Origin of the sequence: Thalassospira alkalitolerans, from assembly GCF_002115745.1 — a bacterium.
Lineage (GTDB): Bacteria > Pseudomonadota > Alphaproteobacteria > Rhodospirillales > Thalassospiraceae > Thalassospira > Thalassospira alkalitolerans.
In genome coordinates this window covers 319,641-344,092 of the sequence record NZ_JFKB01000001.1, presented here as the reverse complement: position 1 = coordinate 344,092, position 24,452 = coordinate 319,641, and the positions used below count along the sequence as shown (strand labels likewise).

Sequence of the window (24,452 nt, the reverse complement as noted above, 5' to 3'; positions counted from 1 at the left end):
AAACCGGGCAGGTCCCACAATCGCACCTGCCCGATATTTCGGAAATCTTTCCTGATCTTTGTTTGATCAGAACCGATTATGATATCCGCGTTTCAATCGCATCCCAGATCAGGGATTCAAGTTTCGCGCCATCAAACCGGTTCACTTCCTGAAGCCCGGTCGGCGAGGTGACGTTAATTTCAGTCATATAATCGCCAATCACATCAATCCCGACAAAGATCAGATCGCGTTTTTTCAACTCTGGCCCGATGCGGTCGCAGATTTCGCGTTCACGCGGGGTCAGCATCGATTTTTCGGCAATCCCGCCGACATGCATGTTTGATCGTGCCTCGCCCTCGGCCGGGACACGGTTAATCGCACCGACCGGGACGCCATCAACCAAAATGATGCGTTTATCGCCTTTGCGTACATCGGGCAAATAGGCCTGTATCATCAAGGGTTCGCGCGATTGCGCGGCAAATAGTTCCAACAGTGAATTCAGGTTTTCATCGCCCGGTTTCAGGTGAAACACACCCGCACCGCCATTACCAAATAACGGTTTGACAATGATGTCTTTGTATTCTTCGCGAAATTCACGAATGCGCGCCGCCGATCGGGTGATCATGGTCGGCGGCATCAAATCGGGAAATTCGGTGACAAACACCTTTTCCGGCGCATTGCGCACATGACCCGGATGGTTGACCACAAAGGTTTCCGGATGAATCGCTTCCAACAAATGGGTCGCGGTGATGTAATTCATATCAAACGGCGGGTCTTGGCGCATCAGGATCACATCGGTTTCCTTTGCCAGATCAATAATCCTGGCCTCGCCGAAATCAAAATGATTGCCATGTTCATAGCGCAGCGTCAGCGGGCGAACCTCGGCCTTGATCCGGCCGCGGTCATAAAACATATCGTCGGGATGATAATGCAACAGTTCATAACCGCGCGATTGGGCCTCAAGCCCCATGACAAAGCTGGAATCGCCCTTGATATTGATTGTTTCAATCGGATCCATCTGGATGGCGACGATGCGGCTCATAGAACGCTTTCTCCTTTTACCGGGTCTGGCTCAGGGCAACGACGAACGCAAATGCGGCCAAAACCGGCCAATTGTGATCATTTGCAGGCGTGGCTTGACCCGGCTGGCCTTCACGGCCAAATGATGCGATATGTTGTTTCTATTGTGGTTGGTTACAATTTGGCTGAATTTTTACCATTCGCCATTCCTGTTTCGCAATCGTGATCAACGGATTTTTAAAATAGGCAAACAGGCGTTACGATGGGTTTCTTTAGAAAATTCGGCAAATTCGGCTTTAAACAGATGGGCTTGCGCTTTCACACCACGACGCTGGCGTCTGCTTGTGCTGCGGCCTTTATCTTTGCCGCACCTGTCGCCATCAACCTGTCACCCACCAGTGCCTTGGCGCAATCGGATGATAAATCCGCGGCCAAAATTGATCAGGAAACCATCGACAAGATCGAAAACTATCTTGGGGCCATCACCACATTAAGGGCCGATTTCGTTCAGATTTCGTCCGATGGCGGTGCCGCCGAGGGCAAGCTTTACATGCAGCGCCCGGGCAAAATGCGCTTTGAATATAATCCACCGGCGCAAATCCTGCTGGTCGCGACCGGTCATGATTTCATCTATTATGACAAGGAAATCAACGCACCGACCTATTTCGATATCGATGAAACCCCGGCCGGTCTGATCCTGGCCGAAGATGTTTCGCTGACCCGTGATGTCAAGGTTGTTGATTTCAAACGGACGGCCGAAACCATTCGGGTTGAACTGGTGCGCAAAACTGACCCGGGTGCCGGAAGTGTCACCTTGGTGTTTCAGGAAAACCCGATGCAATTGCGTCAGTGGATCGTCACCGACCCCACCGGGATCGAAACAACGGTCACCCTGTTTAACACCGAAGAAGGCATCTCGCTTGATCCGGAATTGTTCAAATTTGAACGCATCTGGCCAGGCCAACGCGGCTAATCACCAATTTTCACAGCAATTGCAAATTAAACCCGTTTGACTTTGCAACAAGATCAAAATGGTCTGATGGAACGGTTAAGCTTTCTGATTCAACCCTTTGCAAATATTATGGTTTCGCAACGATTAATCAAAGCGCAAAATTTTACAGCCATACCTAAAATTTATGGCTGATATGACGTTATGATCTATGGCAGACGGGGCTTGCACTTCCTATATGAAAAGCTGTCACAAGGTTCCTGAAATTTGATTTGGGAACCAAGTGTGAGGAACAGGTCTCCCCTACCTTTCCTCACGCTCCAGATCATCGGAGCGCTGGCGTCCGGTTCTCCCCCCTGGCCGGACGCCTTTTTTTTGCCCAATGCTTACGATATCCGACGCTTGGGATAAAAATCTTCCAAACACCATGTTGATTTCACCGCCTGTTAATTTTGATTGCCTAGTAATGTCTGGCATGATTGCTTTCATCTGACATTTTTATCCGCGTGCAGGACCAACAATCCCCATGATCAATGACTTTCTAAAATCCGTTTCCCAGTTTTCCGACCCGCGTTTTCGCAAGGTCGTCTTAATTGGTGTTGCCGGGGCATTGGCAACCATTGTCGGGCTTTGGTTGCTGATTGGTTTCGGACTGAATTCAATCACGTTTTTCACCGACGGCGGCTGGCTGGAAACAGCGGCTGACTGGTTGCTTGGCGTCGGTCTGGCTTTTCTGGTTTTGTTGATGTTCCCGGCTGCCACGGTCCTGATTTCAAGCCTGCTGCTTGATCAGATTGCCGATGCGGTCGAAGACAAATATTACCCAACACTTCCCGATACCCGCCCGCAACCCATCACCGAGGCATTGATCAGCGGCCTGAAATTTGCCTTAACAGCTTTGGCGCTTAACGTCCTGATACTGCCGCTTCTTTTGGCGGGTCCGGTCTATGTCATCGCGTTTTACGGAATGAATGGTTATCTGTTGTCACGCGAATATTTTGAACTGGTCGCTGCACGTCGCTATGATGTGCGCACGGTGAATGCCATTCGCAAAAACCATCAGACAAAACTTTGGATTGCCGGGGTCGGCCTGACATTCCTGATGACTGTGCCACTGATTAATCTTGTGGCACCGATCATAGCAACGGCCTTTATGGTGCATTACTCTGTTCGTTTGGGTGCGTTTGAAAACCGAATCACCACCTGACGCTTTTTTGGCGGATTCAGGTACAATTGCGAACAACCGAAACGAAACTGAAAGACAAGGATTTGGTTACGCCCATGTTCGGAAAGAAAAAAGCCAACAAAACAGTCGACAGCAGCTCGGCTTCGTCGGATACATCATCCAAATTAAATTCCGGCGGTCTTTCCGACAGCGCAGCTTCCTTGCCGATCAAACCGGTATCGGGTGAAAATGCAAGCGCCAGAAATGTTACCGCCACCAAAACAGAAAAACGCAGAGAGCCGCAGCTGTTCACCCAGCCGCGCACAAAGGAACAACCGCAAATGTCCAGCAAACCACATTCTACCAACTTCCGCCCGGAAATCCCGAAGCGCCCGCTTGAAATTCCGACCCGTGGCAGTGCTGGCCGCCCAAGTGCCACCGCCAGTAACGCCGAAGGCAAAAAACTGACTGTTGGCCGCGATATCCGCCTGGCCGGTGAAATTGGATCATGCGACGTTCTGGTCGTCGAAGGCCATGTCGAAGCACAGATCAAAGATTGCTCGCGTCTTGAAGTTTCCCAGGGTGGCACCTTTGTCGGCACCGCACAGGTTGACGAAGCCGAAATCAGCGGCACCTTCGAAGGTGACCTGACAGCACGGCGTGTCATCATTATTGGTTCGGCCGATATTAACGGCAAAATCACCTATGGTGCGCTTCAGATCGAAAACGGGGCCCGTATCAAAGGCGCATTGGAATATGTCGAAGGCAGTGACGACGGCACCAGCCGTACCGGTCACTCGGCCGCGATCACCATTCCGCGCAAAAGCGACGATAACTGATCCGTGACCGGTACAAACCGCACATCGTTTCAAATTACTTCGGTCCTGCCCCGGCGAAGCGCATTGCGCTCCGCCGGGATTATTTGCGCGATGGCGCTGATGGCGACATCGCTTGTGGCGTGTGGCGGCAATGCCGTCCTGCCCGGCGACACCAATCAGGCCTATGGGACCGCATCCAGCGGCACCCCAAGCATTACCCAAAACATTCCACCCAAAACCTCGGCCTCAGCCTCAACAACGACTTCTGCATCTACCCGCGTGACAACAACCACCAGATCGGCCAAACCGGGTTCAGCGCGCAAAACCGTTGCTATTCCGCCAAGGCCGATCAAATCGATCAAGGCCGAAACCCTGATGGGTCTTTCCGAAACCGCGGTTAAATCACAAATCGGCGCGCCGGAAATGATCCGCGGCGAAGGGCCAACACGTGTCTGGCAATACCGGTCTGATGAATGTTCCTTTGATGCGTTCTTTTTCCCGGGGACCGAGGGCGAAACCCGTAAAATGACCCATATGCTGGCCCGTCTTCGCAAAAGTGCCGACAAAATTTCAGTACAAGATTGCCTTGATCAGGTCCTTAAAAGCCGATCCGCCAACGGCTGATGACCTCAAAACGGTTGAGCCTGCCTAAATAACGTCTCGGAAAATGACATAAACCGCAATTTTTGCCGAATTTTCCGAACTGCTTCAATTCCTTGGTCGAATATTTACCTTTTCACGCCACCCTTGGGTAAAGTTCCTTTTAGATCTGCGTAGATCCGCCAAATCCGGCGGGTTTAACGTTTTCGTCCCGAAACTTCAGACACGATACGCGAGCCCATGAAAAAACACGCCCATCGTCTTGTCAGAAATTCGATGGCAGGTGCTGCTGCCATCATCGTTGCTTTGGTATCCCAGGCTGTGCTTGCGCAAAATGCGCCGCAGCTGATTGATGTCTATGGAAAATGGGAAGCCTATAGCTATACCGAAAAAGGCAAAAAAGTTTGCTATATCGGTAGTCAGCCAACCTCGGCCAAGGGTGATTACACCAAACGTGGCAAAATCTATGTCATGGTCACCCATCGCCCGGCGCTTAAACTGTTTAACGAAGTCAGCTTCATCACCGGTTATGTCTATCAAAAAGACAGTGATGTTGATCTTCGAATCGATTCCAAAAAGTTCAAGCTGTTCACCTATGAAGACTCAGCCTGGGCCGTAAATGGCGAAGAAGATCGCAAACTGGTTAGTGCGATGAAGTCGGGCAGCAACATGGTTGTGGTCGGAAGTTCATCGCGCGGGACGAAAACCACCGATACATATTCGCTTTCCGGGTTTACCTCGGCCTATAACGCGATATCAAAGGCTTGCGATACCAAACCGGTCAACTGATCGCGCTGGTATCCGATAAATTGCTGCTGCCAAAGGGGATTTGCGCATCTGCGTCAAGCCTGACAAATAGCAGCAATGTGAATTTTATCGTTTGTAAATTGCCCCGGCCCCGCTATATGCGGGGCCAAGGTTTATGCACGGCAAGCATTTTTCGGGAAATCTGTTATAGTTCCCGCCGGTGTTAAACCGTTCAGAACGGCCCAAAATGGCCGAAAATGATCAAATGCTGCAAAACGCATACAAACAGCAGACAAGACCGCATAATTGCCAGAACCAAAGAGAGAGCCCGGGATGACCGACGTCCTGTCCGAAAACGCGACCCAAAATACCGCCGCCGCATCAAGCCAAAGTGGCCCGAACCTGACCGATTTCGTTACGCGCGCCGCCAATGGGCAGGCTGCCGACGGACGTCGTGATCTGGTCGGTCTATCGCGGGATCAACTGACCGAACTTCTGGGCGATATGGGCGAAAGCAAGTTTCGCGTTAAACAGATGTGGAACTGGATCTATAACCGCGGTGTCCGTGATATAGAGGATATGACCAATATCTCCAGAAAGCTGCGGGATCGTCTATCACAGGATTATTATGTCGGCCGCCCGGTTTTAACCGCCGATCAGAAAAGCTCGGACGATACCCATAAATGGCTGATGAAATTCCACGACGGCAACGAAGCCGAAACCGTCTATATCCCCGATCGCAACGAAGATCGTGGTGCGGTATGTATTTCATCTCAGGTCGGTTGTACCCTGACGTGTAAATTCTGCCATACTGGCACCCAGCTTTTGGTGCGCAACCTGACCCCGGGCGAAATTGTTAGCCAGTTCATGGTCGCCCGTGACAGCTACAACGAATGGCCAACCCCGGCAAATGGCATCCGCCGTTTGTCGAACATCGTCATGATGGGCATGGGTGAACCGCTGTTTAACTATGAAAACGTCCGCGAAGCCCTGAAAATTGCCATGGATGGCGATGGTATTTCGATCTCGCGCCGCCGTGTCACACTATCGACATCCGGTGTGGTACCGGAAATAGTTCGTTGTGGTGAAGAGCTCGGTGTGGGTCTGGCAATTTCCTTGCATGCGCCTGATGATGATTTGCGCAATGAACTTATGCCGATCAACAAGAAATACCCGCTTAAAGAACTGATGAATGCCTGCCGCCATTATCCCGGCATGGCCAATTCACGCCCGATCACCATGGAATATGTCATGCTGAAAGGCGTGAATGACAAACCCGAACATGCGCGCGCATTGGCCAAACTGGTCAAAGGTGTTCATTGCAAATTCAACCTGATCCCGTTCAACAAATGGCCGGGTTCGGATTATGAATGCACACCGACCGCCGATATCAAAAGATTCGCCCATACCCTGCTTGAATGCGGCTACGAAGCCCCGATCCGCTGGCCGCGTGGCCGCGATATCCTGGCCGCCTGTGGTCAGTTAAAATCCGAAAGCCAGCGCCAGCGCAAATCACGTGCCGGTGGCTGTGCCAAAGCATCAGGCGATGATGCTGCGAATGTGGTTGCCGCCCAATAAGCCAGACCATAATTGGCAAAGTATTCCAAACGGGCAGGTTAACCTGCCCGTTTTCTTTTGTGCGCTTGATCACATAACCCGCAACACGACAAATTTCTGATTAGGATTTTTGACTATAAGAAAAGGGCAGTTATTTTGATATAAAATCATTTATATAATTCTATATTGAATTCAAACCCATTTCGCCTGAAGCTTCTTTGGTGGTATATCATCAGGAAATTTCATATCCGAGATATCGATATTCATCGCCAGAACACCGCCCAGCCCACCGACAGTCATTTCCGATATCCGCCGACCGACATCATCCTTGTCCAATCCGGACAAATAAGCATCGCGTGCGGTTTCATCGATAAAATCAATGGTAAGCGCATGGGTGAAACCCTGGCTCAGGCCACTTCCCTGGGTTTTGGCACCCCCGGCAAAGGCCACTATTCCCGGGATTTCAAAGGCAACTGCCGCTAATTCATCAATCAGGCTCACAATTTCCGCGGCCCCGACCTGATCACCAATCTGCAAAAGAACGATGTGACGCAACATCAGGATTTGACCTCCGCCAGTTTAATCGGATCGATTGATGCCGGTAACAGGATAAATTTCCGACCCTTGCGGTTCATATGCCCGGCATGAAGGGCCGCATCTTCGCCCGGCCCGAAAAAGATATCGCCGCGTACCGGGCCACGAATCGCACCACCGGTATCCTGTGCAACCATCAAATGGTGGAATCTGGCATCGACATTCATCGCATCATCGGTTTCAAGCCAGATTGGCACCCCCATCGCATGGAACCGTCGATCCACCGCCAATGACCGGCCCGGTTCCAACGCAACCCCCTGCGACCCCAGCGGCCCGGCATCGGGATCATTCGGATCGGTTGTAAGCGGATGGAAAAACACGAAGGATGCATTGGTATTCATCACGTCATCGGCCTGATCAGGATGATCGGATAACCATTGCCGGATGGTTTGCAGTGATACGGTTTCACGTGTCAGTTCACCGCGCGCAATCAATTCACGCCCGATGGCAAAATACGGGTGCCCGTTGGTTGCGGCATATCCGATGCGCAACACACTGCCATCTGGCAAAACAACCCGACCCGATCCCTGAATTTGCAGGAAAAACGCATCCACCGGATCATCAACCCAAACCATTTCAAGATCACGACCCGAAAGCGCGCCTTTTTCAATCAATGCCCGATCGTAATAGGGTTTTACCCTGTTGCCATCCAGCCGCCCGATCAGGGTGGTGCCTTTTAAATCTTCGCGAAATGCCCCCAGATCAATCGAAACCATATCATTGGGTTTTAAATAAATCGCGGTCTGAAAAGCACCTTCACGTGTCAAATTGCCGCGCAATTCTGGCTCGAAATAACCGGTAAACAAGCCTTCGGGATTATCGTTATTTCCCACCAAATACGGCTTGAATCCGCTTTGGAAAAAAGTTCGGGCGTCTTCTGATCGAATGGTCGCAACGTCAAGAGAAAGCGCAGTTTCACATAATGCGCGCCAGTCACCAATTGTCCCCATTCGTGCATCCGGCCCGATATCACGATCATCATCGCGCCGAACCATGGCTACACAGGATCGCTGAAATGCTTTTAAGCTGGCGCGCATGTCATCTGTGCGCCACCCGTCAAGCCGACTAAAATCGCTTGGTTCCAATGTCAACACATCAGCCGGTTTTTCCGGCACTTCACCAATGCCTACAAAAACGGCGATATCGGCCCAAAACATCCAGATCAGGGCGGCAAGCACCCCGACAAAGACCGACAAAAATGAAAGAAGGCGTGACAAAATCAAACGTCTTTTCAAGGTAAAACCTGTTATCTGCAAAATCGTGATCAAACCCTGACAGCATTTTTATCGGCATGCTGCTGGTTTGGATTATCTGGCGCGATTGTGCAAAAACATGTTTAACAAGCCGATAATCAAATCGTCTGAAATGCCCATAAACCAACAAAAAAAGGCGACCCGATTGGATCGCCTTTATCATATCTGTCTTGCAAAAATTCTGGCCGTTATAGCCGCGCCAAACAATGTCCGAAAATCCGGTCGGATGGCAATCTGGCGACTTTGCCTTAAAGCCGCTTGGTTATTTCGCGGCTTCTTCATCGGGGGTCTCGGTCGCAACCAGCAACCAGTTAGGATCGCGGCTTTCGATATTGCGTGCGAACGTCCAAAGGTCTTCGGCCTCGACCACCTTATTGGGATCACCCGAAATCACATCGCCATCATTATTGCGAATGACCGATACTTCCTCGGACACAAATTTGATGGTGATATAAGCCGTCCGGCCTTCAAAGCTGGCATCATCGATGGTGGCACTTTTAATACCAACCAGCGTGGTTTCTTCCTGTTCACCCTTTTCTGCGCGCGCATCAATCGCCGCTGCGAAATTCTTGTAAACCTCGGGTGATAAAAGCGGGTTCAGGCCATCCTTGTCGCCCTTGGCAAAATATTCGACAATCATCTCAAACGCCATCCGCGCCCCATTCAGGAAATCCTGCTGGGTGAAATCGGGATCGGTTTTCTGAATTTCCTGCAAAACACCGAACGCGCTGCTATCTGGGGCAACACCGCCCTGATCCTTACCCGTCGCCTTATCGGCATCGGGCAAGCGATAAACATTGTCTGATGGTTGCGGCGCGCCATTGGCAGCACCGGCACCATGGGCGGTGTCATTGCTGTCATCCTCGTGAGGACGACGGCCAAAGACATCCGTTGGGCCCTGTTTTTCTTCGCCATTACGACGGCCAAGGGTACTGCGCAAACGCAACACCAGAAAAACAGCGATCAATGCGAAAAGGATGATATCGAAATACTGCAAGCCCGAACTCTTGATCTGTAAGGTTTCAAAAAACGCCGATAACAACAAAACTACCGTTGTCGTGAAATGGTATGGACCGTCGCGAATGCAAGGGCAACTGTGGATCGCACAAAAAATGTGATCGGTTTCACCTTGCAGGTTTGGACACTTATAATACCGTCATGAACATGTTGGCAAACTGCCGCATTTTCGTCCAGTTATGCAGATAGTTTGCCGTCAAATTCCAAGAGAATTTCAGGTCAAATCAAAGCGAAATATCTGAAATCCAACATATTTATACAATACTGCGCTTTGCGGACCGGTCCTGTCAAAGTATGTTTCTTTAAAACGACATCGATCAAACACGATCAGGTCACCCAAACGCAAAGCCGAGCGGAGAAAAAATGGGTTTTTATTTTCTGGCTATATTCGTGGCTATGCCGATCATCGAAATCGCCGTCTTTATTCAGGCAGGCGAACTGATCGGGTTATGGCCAACCATTGCCATCGTCATTTTAACGGCTGTGATCGGAACATCTTTGATGCGTGCACAGGGCCTGCAAACCCTTGCCCGTGCACAAACACAGATGGATCAGGGCGAAATGCCAATCGGGGCAATGTTTGACGGCATCTGTATTCTGATTGCCGGTGTATTGTTACTAACCCCGGGTTTTGTTACCGATACCATGGGATTTTTGTTGTTGATCCCGCCCTTGCGCAAGGCCGTTGGCGCCGGTGTCATCATGAAACTGGTTAAATCAGGCAATATCCGCACCAATTTCTCGCGTCGGACCTATGGCAATCCGGGATCGTCAAATGGCCGGGCTTCACCCGGGAACAATTCGTCAACGGGTGGTCACCGTCCGGGCAGCGGCCCGATCATTGATGGGGATTTTGAAAATGTCGGACCGTCCCATGATCGTTCCAATGATAATGGCAATGCCACAGATGAAAATCCGGGCAATGACAATGATCCACGCAATTTGCCACCGCAAAACCCCCGGAAATAATTTTAAGGGGTGATTTTGACTGGTAACCGCAAAGACTGATTGCAAAACATATTTGTCATCCTGCTTTACGGCCTGTTGCTAAAACACGCATGCCTAGGGTCCTGATCCTAAAACGTCAAAAATCATCACAACAGGACCTTGGCCATGCCGGGTCCTGTTGTCGTTTCAATAGCCTGACGAACATCCTGTAACTAGACAATCATCTCGTCTGTGAAAACCAGGGGCAGGTGACCTGTGAAAATGCGCTGTTCTGCGCCGATGTTACGTCCCCGACATGCCATTATGACAAGCGTATATCATGTGGCGATTTTCTTGCCCGTGCCTAACAGACATGCTAGCCATCATAGAACCTGCCGCAGGGTTGCGGCGTCAGAAACAAGCATATCAGCCAGTTTCAGAAGGTTTTCTGAACGGCTTGTTTCTGATCAAGACCAAGATTTTAGGGAGTTAGACTTTAATGGCCGAAACCAATACCGGTGCAGCACAGGACGGCGAAGAACAGAAGCCGGCCGGCAACCCGATCACGATCCATACCCAGTACATCAAGGATCTTTCGTTTGAAAATCCAAATGCACCGGAAAGTGTCGCCCTGCAGCAGCAGCCAAAAATCAACATCGATGTCGATGTCGAGGCGCGCACCACTCAGGATCAAAAGCTTCATGAAGTAACCATCAAAATCAACGTCAAAGCCGATGTTGCCGACAAGGTTGCCTTCATCGCCGAACTTCAATATGGCGCCGTCGTGACCCTGAATGTTGAAGAACAGCATCGCCTGCCGGTTCTTCTGATCGAAGTCCCACGCATGTTGTTCCCCTATGTTCGTAAAATCATCTCTGATCTGACGGCCGATGGTGGCTTCCCGCCGCTTATGATGCAGCAGATTGATTTTGCTGAACTTTTCCGCAAAAAGTTTGCCAAACAGATGGAAGGCGAGCCTGCGGGCAACGCCTGATTTCCTATTTGATACGATACCAAAACAAAGGCCGCCAGTTTGGCGGCCTTTTTATTTTCAAATCGAAATGATTTAAAAAATATCCGAACACATCCCCTAATTAAAAGGGTCTGCCGATCACCATAAAGACAATCACAATCATCAAAATGGTCGGTCCCTCGTTCAAAATTCTAAAGAATTTCTGGGATTTGACGTTTCCATCGGATTCAAACATCCGGCGATAACGCGCCATCATCATATGCATGCCGGTCATCAAAACCACGCAAAGCAATTTAACGTGGAACCACCCTTCGGTCATTGCACCGCTGCCATGGATCATATAGCCACCAAAAATCCACGATGCGATCATCGCCGGATTCATAATCGCCCGCAGCAACCGACGTTCCATGATCTTGAACTTTTCGCTGGCTTCTGACCCCGGCGCAACTTCACAGTGATAAACAAAAAGCCGTGGTAAATACAAAAGACCAGCCATCCACGCAATGATGCTGATGACATGCAGGGATTTAATGACGCTATAGGTATCCATATCTCTCTCTTACGCTCGATCCGGGAAAATCGATTTTCTATCTGAAAATGGTATTACATCACAAAAGCCTGCACGCCAAACGACTTGCCCCTTTTGCGGGGCAAGTCTGACCACGAAATCAGGCGCGACCAGCACCTGACGGTTGTTTGGCTACCGCACAGCTATGATCGTCCGGGCACCACCAGCCCCGCGTTTCAAGGCTGTAATCGTCCGATCCGTTCTGATCAAGAACATCCTGGGTTTCTTTGACCACATCAACCAGCCCGGCAATAAAGCGCGGATGCGAACACACCGTGCGAACCCGTTCATAAATCGGAATTTTCAGGTGATCGGCAATTTCGCGATATTCGATATCAAGCTCGACCAGCGTTTCAGAATGCTCGGAAACAAAGGCAATCGGTACAATCACCAATGGTACGCCATCTTTACCGGCACGTTCAATTTCGTGCTCGGTCGAGGGTCCAATCCATTCCATTGGTCCGACCCGACTTTGATAACATACCAGCCAGTCCAAATCCGTGATCGCCATTTCATCCACCACCGCCTGGGCCGATTTTTCAATCTGCGACTGATAAGGATCACCGCGTTTGGTAATCACGACCTTTGGCACACCATGAGCTGAAAACAACAGACGCGGCTTGCCAACACCAAGCTCGGCGGCCTTTTTCAAGGCATTTTCATAACCGGCTTTAACCATTTCAGCCGTGGCTTGGACAAAGCCTGAATTGGTCGGATAACAGCATGCCGTTTTAATCAGTGTTTTTAATCCAACATCATGACAGGCCTGTTTCCAGTCCTTGACCGATGATCCGCTGGTCGTTGTTGAATATTGCGGATAAAGCGGCAGTAATATCTGTTCATCCGCGCCCCATGCCTTAACTGCGGCCGCGGTTTCAGCCGCAAACGGTTTCCAATACCGCATAGCAATGAAACAACGATTTTCATAACCGTCATCAAGCCCGTTTAGCGCAGTTTCAAGCGCATTAGCCTGTTCCCGCGTCAATTCCAAAAGCGGTGATTTTCCACCGATATGAGCATAAATCTCGCGTGCAATCGGGGCACGGCGGCTTGAAACCAGCTTGGCCAAAAAATAACGGAACGGATTGGGCAAGCTGATAATTGCCGGATCATTAAACAGGTTGAACAGGAATGGTTTTACCGCATCCGGTCCATCCGGTCCGCCCAGATTGAACAGAATAATTGCGCGTTTTTTACGCTTCGTCTCGGACATAGGCATATCCTTCATGGCGTCGTGACGACTGCGGGCAATCCCGAAGTCACGTCTGGATAACCCCGTTCCGCTTCACATGTTCCCGACCTCATAATGGCCGATCAGAATCGAAGCGCAACGGGTTTAAGCCATTTTATACATTGAATTTCTCAATCGATTTGATCGATTTCAATTATCAACGATAATTTCGGATAAATTCCACCAGCTTGCCGACATTTTCCGGCGAGGTTTCCGGCGTAATGCCATGTCCAAGGTTAAAGATGAACGGACCCTTGGCCAATGTATCAAGGATACGGCACGTTTCCGTGATCATCTCGTCCCCGCCGGTAATCAGATACATCGGATCAAGATTGCCCTGAACCGGACCAAGCGGCTGAAGGTTTTCCGCCACCCATTTTAGCGGCACACCACTATCAATCCCAACCGCATCAACCCCGGTCTGTTGCTTGAAATCAATCAAATGCAAACCGGCACCCCTTGGAAAGCCAATTACCGGCAAATCCGGATGTACCACCTTAAGATTTGCGACAATCTTTTTGGTTGGTTCAATCACCCAGCGTCTAAAGCCATTTTCCGACAAAACCCCGCCCCAGGTTTCAAACAACTGGATGCATTCTGCACCGGCCTCAACCTGTTTCAGAAGGTATTGCGTTGTGGCTTCGACCAGAATGGCAATCAGTTGATCAAACCCGGTCGGATCGCCATAGGCAAAGCGACGAATATTAGCAAAATCCTTGCTACCTTTTCCTTCAACCATATAGGTCGCCACCGTCCATGGTGATCCGGCAAAGCCGATCAGCGACGTATGGGACGGGATAGATACCGATAACTTGGAAACCGTTTCATAGATCGGACCAAGAATGTCATGAATGCCATTAACCTTAAGCCGACCAAGACCCGAAGCATCACGAATGGGATCAAGCTGTGGGCCTTCTCCTTGTTTGAAGGCCAAATGCTGTCCAAGTGCCTGCGGTATCACAAGAATGTCGGAGAACAATATTGCCGCATCGAAGTCATAGCGCCTAAGCGGCTGCAAGGTGACTTCGCAAGCAAGTTTCGGGTTATAACAAAGATCAAGAAACGATCCGGCTTCTGCCCGGGTTGCGCGATACTCTGGCAGATAACGACCCGCCTGGCGCATTAGCCATATGGGGGGTACGGGTAATGTTTCGCCGGTAAGGGCGCGCAAAAACGTTTTTGTAGGTTTGGGCATAGCGTTTCCTGTTTACGGATCAAAACAGCTCGTTTTAGGCAATATGCCCGAAAACGGTGGTTCTGATTGCTCTTGTCTGGTTCCCGATCTCTGACACGTGAATTTTGTCCTGAAGCCTTTCCAGATCGTTTTTCCACCGTGTCTCTAACAAAACCTTCTTAAATAAAAAAGGATGTTGTTTGTTAGTGGATGCCTGTGGATAACGGGGATTAAATTCGACGCACAGTTTATCCACATTGCGACTCGGGAAAAATGATTCATCTCAAGTCGATCTGGGGAAAACTGGGGACGACTCCGAACGACTCCCAGATGTAAGCTTGGGAAAAGCCGATTTTGAATAAGGTGAATAACGGGGATTAAATTGATTTTGGCTTTGTTATCCTTGTTCTCACATAAAGAATTTTCGGGTTTTCCACCGCGGGATAGATGGTTTGAGAAAATATGTATGACGGGGATGATAAAAACTGTGGAAAAGATTTGGCCGGAGTCGCCCCCGTTATTCACATTTATCCACAGGCGCGACTCCGTCGGTTTAATTTAGGGTTGGGGTTGCCGAGCTTATATGATTGAAGGTGATCAAAATTTCGAACAGGGACGTAATACATACCGGTTATGATTGACGACGATAATATCTTTCATCTTCATCTTGTGTCTGATTCGACCGGGGAAACCGTTGATGGGGTGGCGCGCGCCTGTATTGCGCAGTTCCCTGATGTTCGGGCCCATGAACATGTCTGGTCGCTGATCCGCACCGATGCTCAGCTTGCCCGTGTACTTGCCGATATTGAACGCAATCCGGGGATCGTTTTATATACCGTTTTTGATAGCGATATTCGTCGCAAGCTTGAAGAAGGCTGTCGTCGTTTGCAGATCCCGCACAGTCATGTGCTTGATAACACCATCACCATGATGGCCGGTTATTTGGGACAGCAATCGCGCGGCCGGACCGGTGCATTGCATAAAATGGACGAGGATTACTTTAACCGGATCGAGGCCATTGATTTCACTCTGTCCCATGATGACGGGCAATCAGCCTGGGATTTGGAAGAAGCCGATGTGGTGATTGTTGGCGTATCGCGGACATCAAAAACCCCGACCTCGGTCTATTTGGCCAATCGTGGCATTAAAACCGCCAATGTGCCGTTTGTTCCCGGCTGTCCGTTGCCGCCGGAACTGGATCAGTTGAAAAAGCCGTTGGTGGTTGGGTTGATCAAGGATGTTGATCAATTGGTTTCGATCCGTAAAAACCGCCTGCGCCAGATCGAACGCGGCGAGGGCGGTGATTATGTTGATCCGGTTGCCGTGCGTAACGAAGTCCATCAGGCCCGACGTTATTTTACCGATCGTGGTTGGAAGATTATCAATGTTACCAGACGATCCATCGAAGAAACCGCTGCGATGATTATGGCAACCATGTATGACCGTCGCGGACATTAGGTCCTGACCCGAAGGTTTGATTTTGATACCAACCTGATCCTGATTTAAGTGCATTAAGGATACTGACCATGACCCGGCTTATTCTGGCTTCAAGCAGCAAAGCCCGTTTCACCATGCTGAAAAATGCGGGTGTTGATTGTGAAGCCATTGCCTCGATGATTGACGAGGAAGGTTACAAGCAATCGATGAAGGCCGAAGGGGCCAAGGCTGCCGAAGCGGCCGAAACTCTGGCTGAAATGAAGGCGTTGCGTATGTATCGCCAACAGCCCGATGGCATTGTAATTGCTGCGGATCAGATGTTGGAATGCAATGGCATCTGGTTTGACAAGCCACGCGATCGTGACAACACCCGGGCTCAGCTTTTGGCCCTGCGGGGTAAGACCCATCAATTGGTTTCAGCCGCCGTGGTTTATAAAGAAGGATCGCGTATTTGGGGCAAGATCGATACCGCCCATCTGACCATGCGTAATTTTACCGAAGAATGGCTTGATGATTATCTAGATGCCTGTGGTGACGAGATTTATAATTGTGTCGGCGGTTATCAGCTTGAAGGTCTTGGTGCGCAGTTGTTTACCGAGGTGCGCGGGGATTTCTTTACTGTGCTGGGGTTACCGCTTTTGCCGTTGATTGGGTTTTTGCGTGATCACGGTATTCTTAAATCATAACAAAACCGATTTTCAGGCAGGAAATTTAACCATGACCTCTCGGATTCCCTATCAAACTTTGTCAGGTACATCACGCCTTGCCGGTGTGATGGGATGGCCGGTATCGCATTCAAAATCGCCGCGTTTGCAGGGTTATTGGCTGGCGAAATACGGGATCGACGGGTCTTATATGCCGCTGCCGGTCGAGCCCAAAAACTTTCAGGCCGCCCTTATTTCCCTGCGCAATCTGGGTTTTTCCGGGGTTAATGTCACCATTCCGCAAAAGGAAATGGCGATGCCTGAATGTGATGAATTGTCGGATCGGGCGCGGCGGATCGGGGCGGTAAATACCGTAACTTTTGCCAAGGATGGCCGGATACTAGGCGATAATACCGATGGGTTCGGTTTTATCGAAAACCTGCGTCAGGAAGCCCCGAATGCGGATTTTTGTGCTGGACCAGCGGTGGTTCTGGGGGCTGGCGGGGCATCGCGGGCGGTTTTATTCGCCCTGCTTGACGAAGGCAGCCCGGAAATCCGCATTGCCAATCGCACACGCAAACGCGCCGATGATCTGGCGGCTGAAATTAATGATCCGCGTATCAAGGTTGTTGATTGGCCGTTGGAACCGGCGGCATTGGCCGATATATCCTTGCTGGTTAATACAACAAGCCTTGGCATGGTTGGTCAGCCAAAGCTTGAAATTAATCTTGATGGTTTGCCGCAAACGGCTCTTGTCACCGATATTGTTTATGCGCCGCTTATCACTGATTTGCTGGCCCAGGCGCAAAAGCGCGGCAATTCGATTGTTGATGGCTTAGGCATGTTGCTCCATCAGGCACGACCGGGCTTTCATCGCTGGTTTGGAATTGATCCGGAAGTCACCGCGGAACTTCGTGATTTTGTTCTTTCACCTGATTAATCCGAATTAAGATCACAGGACGTTATTTAAAATGGTGATTTTGGGCCTTACCGGATCGATTGGCATGGGAAAATCCACTGCAGCGGGGATGTTTCGTTATCTCGGGGTGCCGGTTTATGATGCCGATGTTGTTGTCCATCAATTGATGGTGCCGGGCGGGGCGGCATTTGATCCGGTCATTGCCGCATTTCCCGATGCCCTGAAGAATGGTAAAATTGATCGTCAGCTTTTGGGGGCTCGGGTGTTTGGCGATCCTGTTGCTCTTTCCCGATTAGAAGCAATTTTGCATCCGCTTGTCCGGGTTCAGGAAACCAAATTCATCAAGCGTTATCGCAGGGCTGGAAGATCACTGGTTGTACTTGATATTCCGCTTTTGTTCGAAACCGATGGCGAAGAACGCTGTGATCATGTTGCGGTAGTGTCAGCACCCAGATTCATTCAACTTCAACGTGTTATGGCACGTTCGGGGATGACGAAAGCAAAATTTTCCGCCATTCTGAGTAAGCAAATGCCAGATCGTGAAAAACGCCGCAAAGCCGATTTTGTTATTCCAACAGGATTGGGTCGGGCGGTAACGTTTAATGCGATCCGAAACATTGTTGATCAACTTGGAAATCGGACCTGATATGCGTGAAATCGTGCTTGATACGGAAACCACCGGTCTTGACCCTTACTCAGACCATCGTCTGGTTGAAATCGGCTGTATCGAATTGATCAATCACATGCCGTCTGGTCGGCAATATCATCAATATATCAATCCCCAGCGCCCAATGCCCAAAGAGGCCTTTGACGTTCATGGTTTGGGCGATGATTTCCTGAAAGATCAGCCGCTTTTTGCCGAGATTGCCGATGATTTTATCGAATTTATCGGGAATGATTCCAAGCTTGTCATTCATAACGCTGCCTTTGATATGAAGTTCTTGAATGCGGAACTTGGCTGGTTGAACAAGCCCAAGATCGATATGGCACGTGCCATTGATACCGTTCAAATGGCGCGTAAAAAATTCCCCGGTTCCCCGGTCAGTCTTGATGCGTTGTGTCGCCGGTTTAAAATCGATAATTCAAATCGTACCCTGCATGGGGCGCTGCTTGACTCTGATCTTTTGGCGGTGGTCTATCTTGAATTGCTCGGCGGACGCCAACACGGGCTTTTGCTTGATCCCAATGCTAATAATCAAGGCGATGACCGTCGGATTTTGGGGCCAAAGGAAGGCCGCCTGGAACCGCGCCTGCATATTGTAAGCGACGATGAACTTGCCGCCCATCGCGCCTATATCGAAAAAAAGGTTGCGAACGCCCTTTGGTTCAAACAGGAAGAGGCGTGATGTGACAGGCATGTTTTCGCGATGTGCCACCTGTTCAAAACGCTTTGATTGCTACCAAAGGATCCGCTTAATCCATCTTTTATCTATGACCCGGCCAGGGTTTATCGGGCTTTCCAGAATGGTTGGTGTTCCCGGTATTCTGGGCATTGCCATGATTTTGGGTCTTTCGGGTATTTTGAACCTGTCTGCGATACCTGCCCGGGCGCATGGTATTGATGGTTATATTGATGGCACCGTGCCCTATACCATTCATCTGTCTGAAAATGGCGTCGAAGCCCTGCGTCCTGAACCGGGCTATTTTGATGAAATGGTTCTGTCGCTTTTTACAAAATCCGGGTTGTCACACATTGTTGCCAAACAGGTGCCGTGGAAGCGCGTCATGGAAGAAGCCCTTAAAGGGTCCCGGCATGTGATTTATCCCACCACCCGGACTATCGATCGTGAAAACAGCTTCAAATGGGTCGGCCCGGTCAGTCGGACAATTTGGAACCTGTATGGTTATGCCGATGCCAAATGGCAGAACATGGCATTTGATGACATCTTGAAAGGTGCCCGCATCGGGGTCTTGATGGGGTCGGCCCGCGAACCGTATTTGCGCGAACGCGGGGCGAAATATCTGGTCATGGTCCCACGCGAAGATCTTTTACTGCCGATGCTTCAGGCCGACCGGGTTGATCTGATTGCCATTGGCGGTTCGGTTTTGCGCCATTACCGCAATATTGTTGATCCGACCGTCCAGCACCGCGATATCGACGGGATTTTACCCTATCGAAGCTGCTTTCTGTATCTTGCCATCAGCAACGATGCGGCGCTTGACGACATCATAAAACTACAAATAACACTGGATAAGTATAAACAAAGTGGTCAATTTATGGAAAATCGTGGCAAACACGGTTTGTCGACCAACCAGAATAGTTCTTTTCTGAGAGCCATGCTTAACCTTGAAAACAACGGTGTTGGCTGTGTCGATATGTTTGGCCGCGATGATTGATGACAAGGTTTTGATCCCAGGCTAATCGGGATTTCTGCAGGGCCTTGATTTTATGGTTATGAATTTGCGTAGTTGTTGTGATCATCAAGTTCTGGACCGGCCTACCTAAAATTGGTAATACCAATTACATGACACCGCCGTGAAACGGGTCCCGCAACCCTGATCCGGTCGCCTATTGGCCGCAAAATTGGCCCCAGAGATTGGCATCAGAGAGAGGACCCGCCATGACGTCATCAACGCCTAATGCCGATATATCCGGGGCTGGCAAGCCACGTGTTGGCCTGTTTGTTACCTGTCTGGTCGATATGTTTCGGCCAACCGTGGGATTTTCAGCCGTAAAACTGCTTGAAGAAGCAGGTTGCGAGGTTGATGTACCGATGGATCAGACCTGTTGTGGCCAACCGGCATTTAATTCCGGCGATAAGGCATCGGCCAAAAAAGTTGCCCGGCCGTTGATCGATATGTTTGCCGATTATGATTATGTCGTCGCCCCCAGCGGGTCCTGTGCGGGCATGATCAAAAAGCATTTCCCCGAATTATTTGCCGATGAACCGGCCATGCTTGATCAGGTCAATGCACTGTCAGCCAAGACCCATGAATTGGTGTCGTTCCTGACCGATGTGATGAAGATCGATGCGGTGGCCGCCAGTTTCGAGGGCAAGGTTACCTATCATGATAGCTGTTCGGGCCTGCGCGAATTGGGTGTCAAACAACAACCACGCAAACTTTTGAACTCTGTCCAGGGTCTAGAGATTTCTGAACTGTCGGAACCGGAAAGTTGCTGTGGCTTTGGCGGGACGTTTTGCGTCAAATATCCCGAAATTTCCGGTAAGATGGTGGGCGAAAAAACCGACGATATCAAATCGACCGGCGCCAAAACGCTTTTGGCCGGGGATATGGGCTGTTTGATGAATATGGCCGGTAAACTGGCGCGTGAAGGGTCGGATATTGAAGTCCGCCATGTTGCCGAGGTCCTGGCCGATATGACCATGGAAGCCGCCCCGATTGCCGGTAAGAAAGGGGAACAGGCATCATGAATGTATCAACATCCCCGAAATTTAAGGAAAACGTCCACGGCGCGCTGCGCGATGAAAGCCTGCAACGGGCGCTGGGCCGTCTAAAAACCGGTTTTCGTGATAAACGCCTTGCCGCGATCAACAATCTGCCGGAATTCGAGGCGCTGCGCGATCAGGCGTGCGATATCAAGAACCACACCCTTGAAAACCTTGATCATTACCTTTTGAAATTTGAAGAAAACGTCAAGGCTAATGGGGGTCATGTCCATTGGTGTGCCGATGCCGCCGAAGCGCGTGAAACTGTTTTGCGCATTTGCCGCGATAAAGATGCCAAATCGGTTCTTAAAGGCAAATCGATGATTTCCGAGGAAATCGGCCTGAACGATTTCCTTGAAAAGGAAGACCTGAAAGTCGTTGAAACCGATCTGGGTGAATATATCATCCAGCTGCGCCATGAACCGCCAAGCCACATTATCGCGCCGGCGATCCATGTTCATAAAGAACAGGTCGCCGATAGTTTCCGCGAAACCCACAAAGGCCGCGATCCCAACCGGTCGCTGGCCGAGCCGCGTGAATTGCTTGATGAAGCCCGCGAAGTCATGCGCGAACATTTCTTTGCGGCCGATATCGGCATTACCGGCGCCAATTTCCTGATTGCTGAAACCGGCACCTCGGTGATTGTCACTAACGAAGGCAATGGTGATCTGACCCAAACCCTGTCACGGGTGCATATCGCGATTGCCAGTTTGGAAAAGGTCGTGCCGACGCTTGAAGATGCGTCCAGCATCCTGCGTGTTTTGGCACGTTCTGCCACGGGTCAGGAAATGTCATCCTATACGACGTTTTCAACCGGCCCGCGCCGCGAAGATGATCTGGATGGGCCACAGGAATATCACGTTATCCTGCTTGATAACGGCCGGTCGAACATGTTGGGTACTGAGTTTCAGGATATGTTGCGCTGTATCCGCTGTGCGGCCTGTATGAACCATTGCCCGGTTTATGGTGCGGTCGGGGGGCATGCTTATGGCTGGGTTTATCCCGGCCCGATGGGCTCGGTTTTGACCCCATCATTGATTGGGGTGGACGAAGCCGGTCATCTTCCCAATGCCTCGACTTTCTGTGGTAAATGCGAAGAAGTCTGTCCGATGCGTATTCCATTGCCAAAAATGATGCGGCATTGGCGCGAACGCGAATTTGAAAAACATCTTAGCCCGGCTTCAATGCGGTTTGGCATCAAAGCCTGGGCGTTTTTGGCATCAAGGCCAAGGCTTTATCGCACCGCGACCGGGCTTGCCGCCAAGGTCATGAATAAGATGGCTGGCGGCAGAGGTCGTTTGGCCAAATTGCCGCTGGCCGGGGGCTGGACCCAGATCCGCGATCTTCCGGCACCACAGGGTCAGAACGGCAAGACATTCAAGGAACTCTGGGCGGAAAAACAGGCCCAAAAAGCGCGAGGATCAAAATGAGAAATTCTGCAAAGGTTTCCTCCCGCGATGCGATTTTGGGTCGTATCCGTCAAAGTCTTGGCCGCGAAGCCGGTCAGTATGATGCACCAAAGGATGTGCTTGATCGTCTTTCGGCCCCCAAATCAAATGCGGTTGTTCCGGCACGCGCCCAGATTTCCCATGATCAGCAGGTCGCTTTGTTTGAACAAATGGCGATTGACGTTAATGCAACCGTGGTTCACACGGCCGGTTTCGAAGATATTCCGCGCGAAGTTGCCCGGTTCTTGGCCGAACATAATCTTCCGGCTCGGGTGAAAACATCCCCCGATGTTAATATTTCCGGCCTGCCTTGGTCAGAAACCGCGCTTGAAGTCACCGCCGGTGTCGCTGGTCCTGAAGATGCAGTTTCTGTGACCTCTAGCTTTGGCGGGGTTGCTGAAACCGGCAGCTTGATGCTCAGAAGTGGGGCGCAAACGCCCTATACGCTTAATATGCTGCCCGATACCCATATCGCGGTGGTCAAAGCCAGCGAGATCGTCGGCACCTATGAAGAAATATGGGCCCGGCTTCGCACCGAAGACGGGCAGGGTAATATGCCGCGAACCTTCCTTTGGGTGACCGGCCCGTCGCGCACCGGTGATATCGAACAGACGATACAGCTTGGGGCGCATGGGCCGCGTCGTTTGCATATCGTCATTGTCGATGATCAAGCCAGCTGATTGGCTTGTGGTGGAATTCTGTGTGTTCTGTAACGCCTGTTTGAATTAAAAATGTTCAAACAGGCGTGGTATCAATACGCGAAAGGCTTTATGCCTTTGCAAAATGATAACCGGTCTGGGCTATGCTGTGATGCAGATCCTTATGGCCTTGGCCAATTTTGTCGCAGAAAACATCGCATTTTCCACAAGACCTGATGACGCATAAAAAAACACATAAACGCCATCGCACTGTAAGCGATCAGGAAAAGGCCCTGTGGGAGGTCTTTACCCGCGATGTGAAACCCCTGCGCGCCAAAAAACCGCGTCCTGATGATGTGGGCGGTTTTTCCCCGGATGAAGGGGGTTCCAAAAGCGATACAGCCATATCGTTGCCCGATAATCTGTCGGGCAAAATTGCCAAGGCCGAGGAAAACCGCATGGCGCGCAATCTGCCATCTGCGCGCCATGCGGATCGTGGGCCACAGGTTAAAAACCGCGCCTTGGCGGATCTTGAACCGGGTGTGACCGACGGGATCGATAAATCAACCGCCAAAAAATTCCAAAAAGGCCAGATGTCGATTGATGGCCGGATTGATTTGCACGGCATGACCCAGGATGTTGCCCATCACGCCCTGAATGCCTTTATCGAAGATAGCTGGCGGGCCGGAAAACGCTGTGTGTTGGTGATTACTGGCAAGGGATCGCGCGCTGATGAATATGGGCGTACGGGTTTGTTGCGCCAACGCACCCCGCAATGGTTAAGTGCGCCGCGTCTGCGGACCCGGATTTTATCGATCAGCGAAGCCCGCATTCAGCATGGCGGATCGGGTGCCTTTTATGTTCTGCTGAAACGGAGACGCGCGTGACACCCTTTGGCAATCGCATTCGGGAATTGCGGGCAAAGCATAATGTTACCCTGACCGATATGGCCAATGCGCTGCAACTTTCGCCAGCCTATTTGTCGGCCCTTGAGCATGGCCATCGCGGGCGCCCCAGTCCCGGATTGGTGCAGCAGATTTGTGGCTATTTCAATCTGGTCTGGGACGAGGTCGACGAAATCAAACGTCTGGCACAGCTATCGCACCCCAAGGTCACGGTCGATACCGCCGGTCTTGAACCCGAAGCAACCGAATTGGCCAATCTTTTGTCCGAACGGGTTGCCGGTCTAAGTGACGATCAATTGCAGCGGATGCTGGCAATTATTGCCGAAAAATCCCGCTAACCGGTATTTTTGCGGTATTTGGTTTAATTTTGCAGTGCAGGACCTTGTCTTTTGCACTGCCGAACCAACATCAGATTCAATCAAAAAATCCAAAAATATTTTTTCCCAAAACATGATTGATTGACCGGGTCTTGATTGATGCGGGGTCAAAGGATTGTGATG

The 24,452-nt window shown here is 50.5% G+C and carries 26 protein-coding genes; 19 read left to right on the top strand and 7 right to left on the bottom strand.

All coding sequences use genetic code 11. The features are described 5' to 3' along the window. Nucleotides 1–76: 76 nt before the first annotated feature. Nucleotides 77–1,021, bottom strand: coding sequence for a glutathione synthase (gene gshB, locus TALK_RS01550; protein ID WP_085615147.1), 945 nt, complete (start codon nucleotides 1,019–1,021; stop codon nucleotides 77–79). Between the two features lie 240 nt (nucleotides 1,022–1,261). Between gshB and TALK_RS01545 the strand changes: the two genes are divergently transcribed. The 6 genes from TALK_RS01545 (at nucleotide 1,262) to rlmN (ending at nucleotide 6,856) form a co-directional block, all read left to right on the top strand. Beyond that, entirely contained in the window at nucleotides 1,262–1,972 is a 711-nt protein-coding gene (locus TALK_RS01545) for a LolA family protein (protein WP_085615145.1), read from the top strand. Nucleotides 1,973–2,474: 502 nt separating this feature from the next. Continuing rightward, nucleotides 2,475–3,155, top strand: coding sequence for an EI24 domain-containing protein (locus TALK_RS01535; protein ID WP_085615141.1), 681 nt, complete (start codon nucleotides 2,475–2,477; stop codon nucleotides 3,153–3,155). A gap of 299 nt (nucleotides 3,156–3,454) precedes the next feature. Next, entirely contained in the window at nucleotides 3,455–3,952 is a 498-nt protein-coding gene (locus TALK_RS01530) for a bactofilin family protein (protein ID WP_245829625.1), read from the top strand. A 3-nt stretch (nucleotides 3,953–3,955) separates the two neighbouring features. Further along, complete coding sequence (locus TALK_RS01525) at nucleotides 3,956–4,555, top strand: hypothetical protein (protein ID WP_139833689.1); 600 nt, start codon at nucleotides 3,956–3,958, stop codon at nucleotides 4,553–4,555. Between the two features lie 216 nt (nucleotides 4,556–4,771). Next, complete coding sequence (locus tag TALK_RS01520; RefSeq protein WP_085615135.1) at nucleotides 4,772–5,320, top strand: invasion associated locus B family protein; 549 nt, start codon at nucleotides 4,772–4,774, stop codon at nucleotides 5,318–5,320. Between the two features lie 291 nt (nucleotides 5,321–5,611). After that, nucleotides 5,612–6,856, top strand: coding sequence for a dual-specificity RNA methyltransferase RlmN (rlmN, locus tag TALK_RS01515; protein WP_085615133.1), 1,245 nt, complete (start codon nucleotides 5,612–5,614; stop codon nucleotides 6,854–6,856). Between the two features lie 171 nt (nucleotides 6,857–7,027). Here the strand turns inward: rlmN and TALK_RS01510 are convergent, their stop codons facing one another. From TALK_RS01510 to TALK_RS01500, 3 genes are all read right to left on the bottom strand, one after another. Beyond that, nucleotides 7,028–7,393: a Dabb family protein gene (locus TALK_RS01510; RefSeq protein ID WP_085615131.1), complete on the bottom strand. Its 366-nt coding sequence runs from the start codon at nucleotides 7,391–7,393 to the stop codon at nucleotides 7,028–7,030. Next, nucleotides 7,393–8,646 carry a murein transglycosylase A gene (mltA, locus tag TALK_RS01505; protein WP_245829624.1) on the bottom strand — a complete coding sequence of 418 codons (1,254 nt, stop codon included), beginning with the start codon at nucleotides 8,644–8,646 and terminating at the stop codon, nucleotides 7,393–7,395. Before mltA ends, TALK_RS01510 begins: the two co-directional genes overlap by 1 nt. Nucleotides 8,647–8,944: 298 nt before the next feature. Then, nucleotides 8,945–9,679 carry a Tim44/TimA family putative adaptor protein gene (locus TALK_RS01500; protein WP_139833688.1) on the bottom strand — a complete coding sequence of 245 codons (735 nt, stop codon included), beginning with the start codon at nucleotides 9,677–9,679 and terminating at the stop codon, nucleotides 8,945–8,947. A gap of 383 nt (nucleotides 9,680–10,062) precedes the next feature. Between TALK_RS01500 and TALK_RS01495 the strand changes: the two genes are divergently transcribed. Together TALK_RS01495 and secB are read left to right on the top strand one after the other, a co-directional pair. Further along, nucleotides 10,063–10,668, top strand: a complete 606-nt coding sequence (locus tag TALK_RS01495) for an FxsA family protein (RefSeq protein WP_085615127.1) — start codon at nucleotides 10,063–10,065, stop codon at nucleotides 10,666–10,668. 457 nt (nucleotides 10,669–11,125) lie between these two features. Then, nucleotides 11,126–11,620, top strand: a complete 495-nt coding sequence (gene secB / locus TALK_RS01490) for a protein-export chaperone SecB (protein ID WP_085615125.1) — start codon at nucleotides 11,126–11,128, stop codon at nucleotides 11,618–11,620. A gap of 100 nt (nucleotides 11,621–11,720) precedes the next feature. On the opposite strand, the gene hemJ is transcribed toward secB, so the two are convergent. The 3 genes from hemJ to hemE form a co-directional block, all read right to left on the bottom strand. Then, on the bottom strand, nucleotides 11,721–12,149 hold the full coding sequence (hemJ, locus tag TALK_RS01485; RefSeq protein WP_085615123.1) for a protoporphyrinogen oxidase HemJ: 429 nt from the start codon (nucleotides 12,147–12,149) through the stop codon (nucleotides 11,721–11,723). 118 nt (nucleotides 12,150–12,267) lie between these two features. Continuing rightward, nucleotides 12,268–13,380, bottom strand: coding sequence for a ferrochelatase (gene hemH / locus TALK_RS01480; protein ID WP_245829623.1), 1,113 nt, complete (start codon nucleotides 13,378–13,380; stop codon nucleotides 12,268–12,270). A gap of 175 nt (nucleotides 13,381–13,555) precedes the next feature. Then, nucleotides 13,556–14,593 carry a uroporphyrinogen decarboxylase gene (hemE, locus tag TALK_RS01475; RefSeq protein ID WP_085615118.1) on the bottom strand — a complete coding sequence of 346 codons (1,038 nt, stop codon included), beginning with the start codon at nucleotides 14,591–14,593 and terminating at the stop codon, nucleotides 13,556–13,558. Between the two features lie 612 nt (nucleotides 14,594–15,205). Here hemE and TALK_RS01470 point away from each other — a divergent pair. The 11 genes from TALK_RS01470 (at nucleotide 15,206) to TALK_RS01420 (ending at nucleotide 24,290) form a co-directional block, all read left to right on the top strand. After that, nucleotides 15,206–16,030 (top strand): pyruvate, water dikinase regulatory protein, encoded by an 825-nt coding sequence (locus TALK_RS01470; RefSeq protein ID WP_085615116.1) that lies wholly within the window; start codon nucleotides 15,206–15,208, stop codon nucleotides 16,028–16,030. A 68-nt stretch (nucleotides 16,031–16,098) separates the two neighbouring features. Then, the gene (locus TALK_RS01465; protein WP_085615114.1) at nucleotides 16,099–16,695 is read left to right on the top strand and encodes a Maf family protein; all 597 of its coding nucleotides are present in this window, start codon (nucleotides 16,099–16,101) and stop codon (nucleotides 16,693–16,695) included. Between the two features lie 31 nt (nucleotides 16,696–16,726). Next, the gene (locus tag TALK_RS01460) at nucleotides 16,727–17,593 is read left to right on the top strand and encodes a shikimate dehydrogenase (protein ID WP_085615112.1); all 867 of its coding nucleotides are present in this window, start codon (nucleotides 16,727–16,729) and stop codon (nucleotides 17,591–17,593) included. A gap of 31 nt (nucleotides 17,594–17,624) precedes the next feature. After that, a complete protein-coding gene (coaE, locus tag TALK_RS01455; protein ID WP_085615110.1) occupies nucleotides 17,625–18,218 on the top strand; it encodes a dephospho-CoA kinase in 594 nt (197 codons plus the stop codon). Nucleotide 18,219: 1 nt separating this feature from the next. After that, nucleotides 18,220–18,918, top strand: a complete 699-nt coding sequence (gene dnaQ, locus TALK_RS01450) for a DNA polymerase III subunit epsilon (protein WP_085615706.1) — start codon at nucleotides 18,220–18,222, stop codon at nucleotides 18,916–18,918. Nucleotides 18,919–19,036: 118 nt separating this feature from the next. Then, a complete protein-coding gene (locus tag TALK_RS01445; RefSeq protein ID WP_139833687.1) occupies nucleotides 19,037–19,909 on the top strand; it encodes a substrate-binding periplasmic protein in 873 nt (290 codons plus the stop codon). A gap of 224 nt (nucleotides 19,910–20,133) precedes the next feature. Then, nucleotides 20,134–20,946: a (Fe-S)-binding protein gene (locus tag TALK_RS01440; RefSeq protein WP_085615106.1), complete on the top strand. Its 813-nt coding sequence runs from the start codon at nucleotides 20,134–20,136 to the stop codon at nucleotides 20,944–20,946. Continuing rightward, complete coding sequence (locus TALK_RS01435; RefSeq protein WP_085615104.1) at nucleotides 20,943–22,391, top strand: LutB/LldF family L-lactate oxidation iron-sulfur protein; 1,449 nt, start codon at nucleotides 20,943–20,945, stop codon at nucleotides 22,389–22,391. Before TALK_RS01440 ends, TALK_RS01435 begins: the two co-directional genes overlap by 4 nt. Then, nucleotides 22,388–23,089, top strand: a complete 702-nt coding sequence (locus TALK_RS01430) for a LutC/YkgG family protein (RefSeq protein WP_085615102.1) — start codon at nucleotides 22,388–22,390, stop codon at nucleotides 23,087–23,089. Before TALK_RS01435 ends, TALK_RS01430 begins: the two co-directional genes overlap by 4 nt. A 194-nt stretch (nucleotides 23,090–23,283) precedes the next feature. Further along, entirely contained in the window at nucleotides 23,284–23,934 is a 651-nt protein-coding gene (locus TALK_RS01425) for a Smr/MutS family protein (protein ID WP_085615101.1), read from the top strand. After that, nucleotides 23,931–24,290, top strand: a complete 360-nt coding sequence (locus tag TALK_RS01420) for a helix-turn-helix domain-containing protein (RefSeq protein ID WP_085615099.1) — start codon at nucleotides 23,931–23,933, stop codon at nucleotides 24,288–24,290. Before TALK_RS01425 ends, TALK_RS01420 begins: the two co-directional genes overlap by 4 nt. Nucleotides 24,291–24,452: the final 162 nt, after the last annotated feature.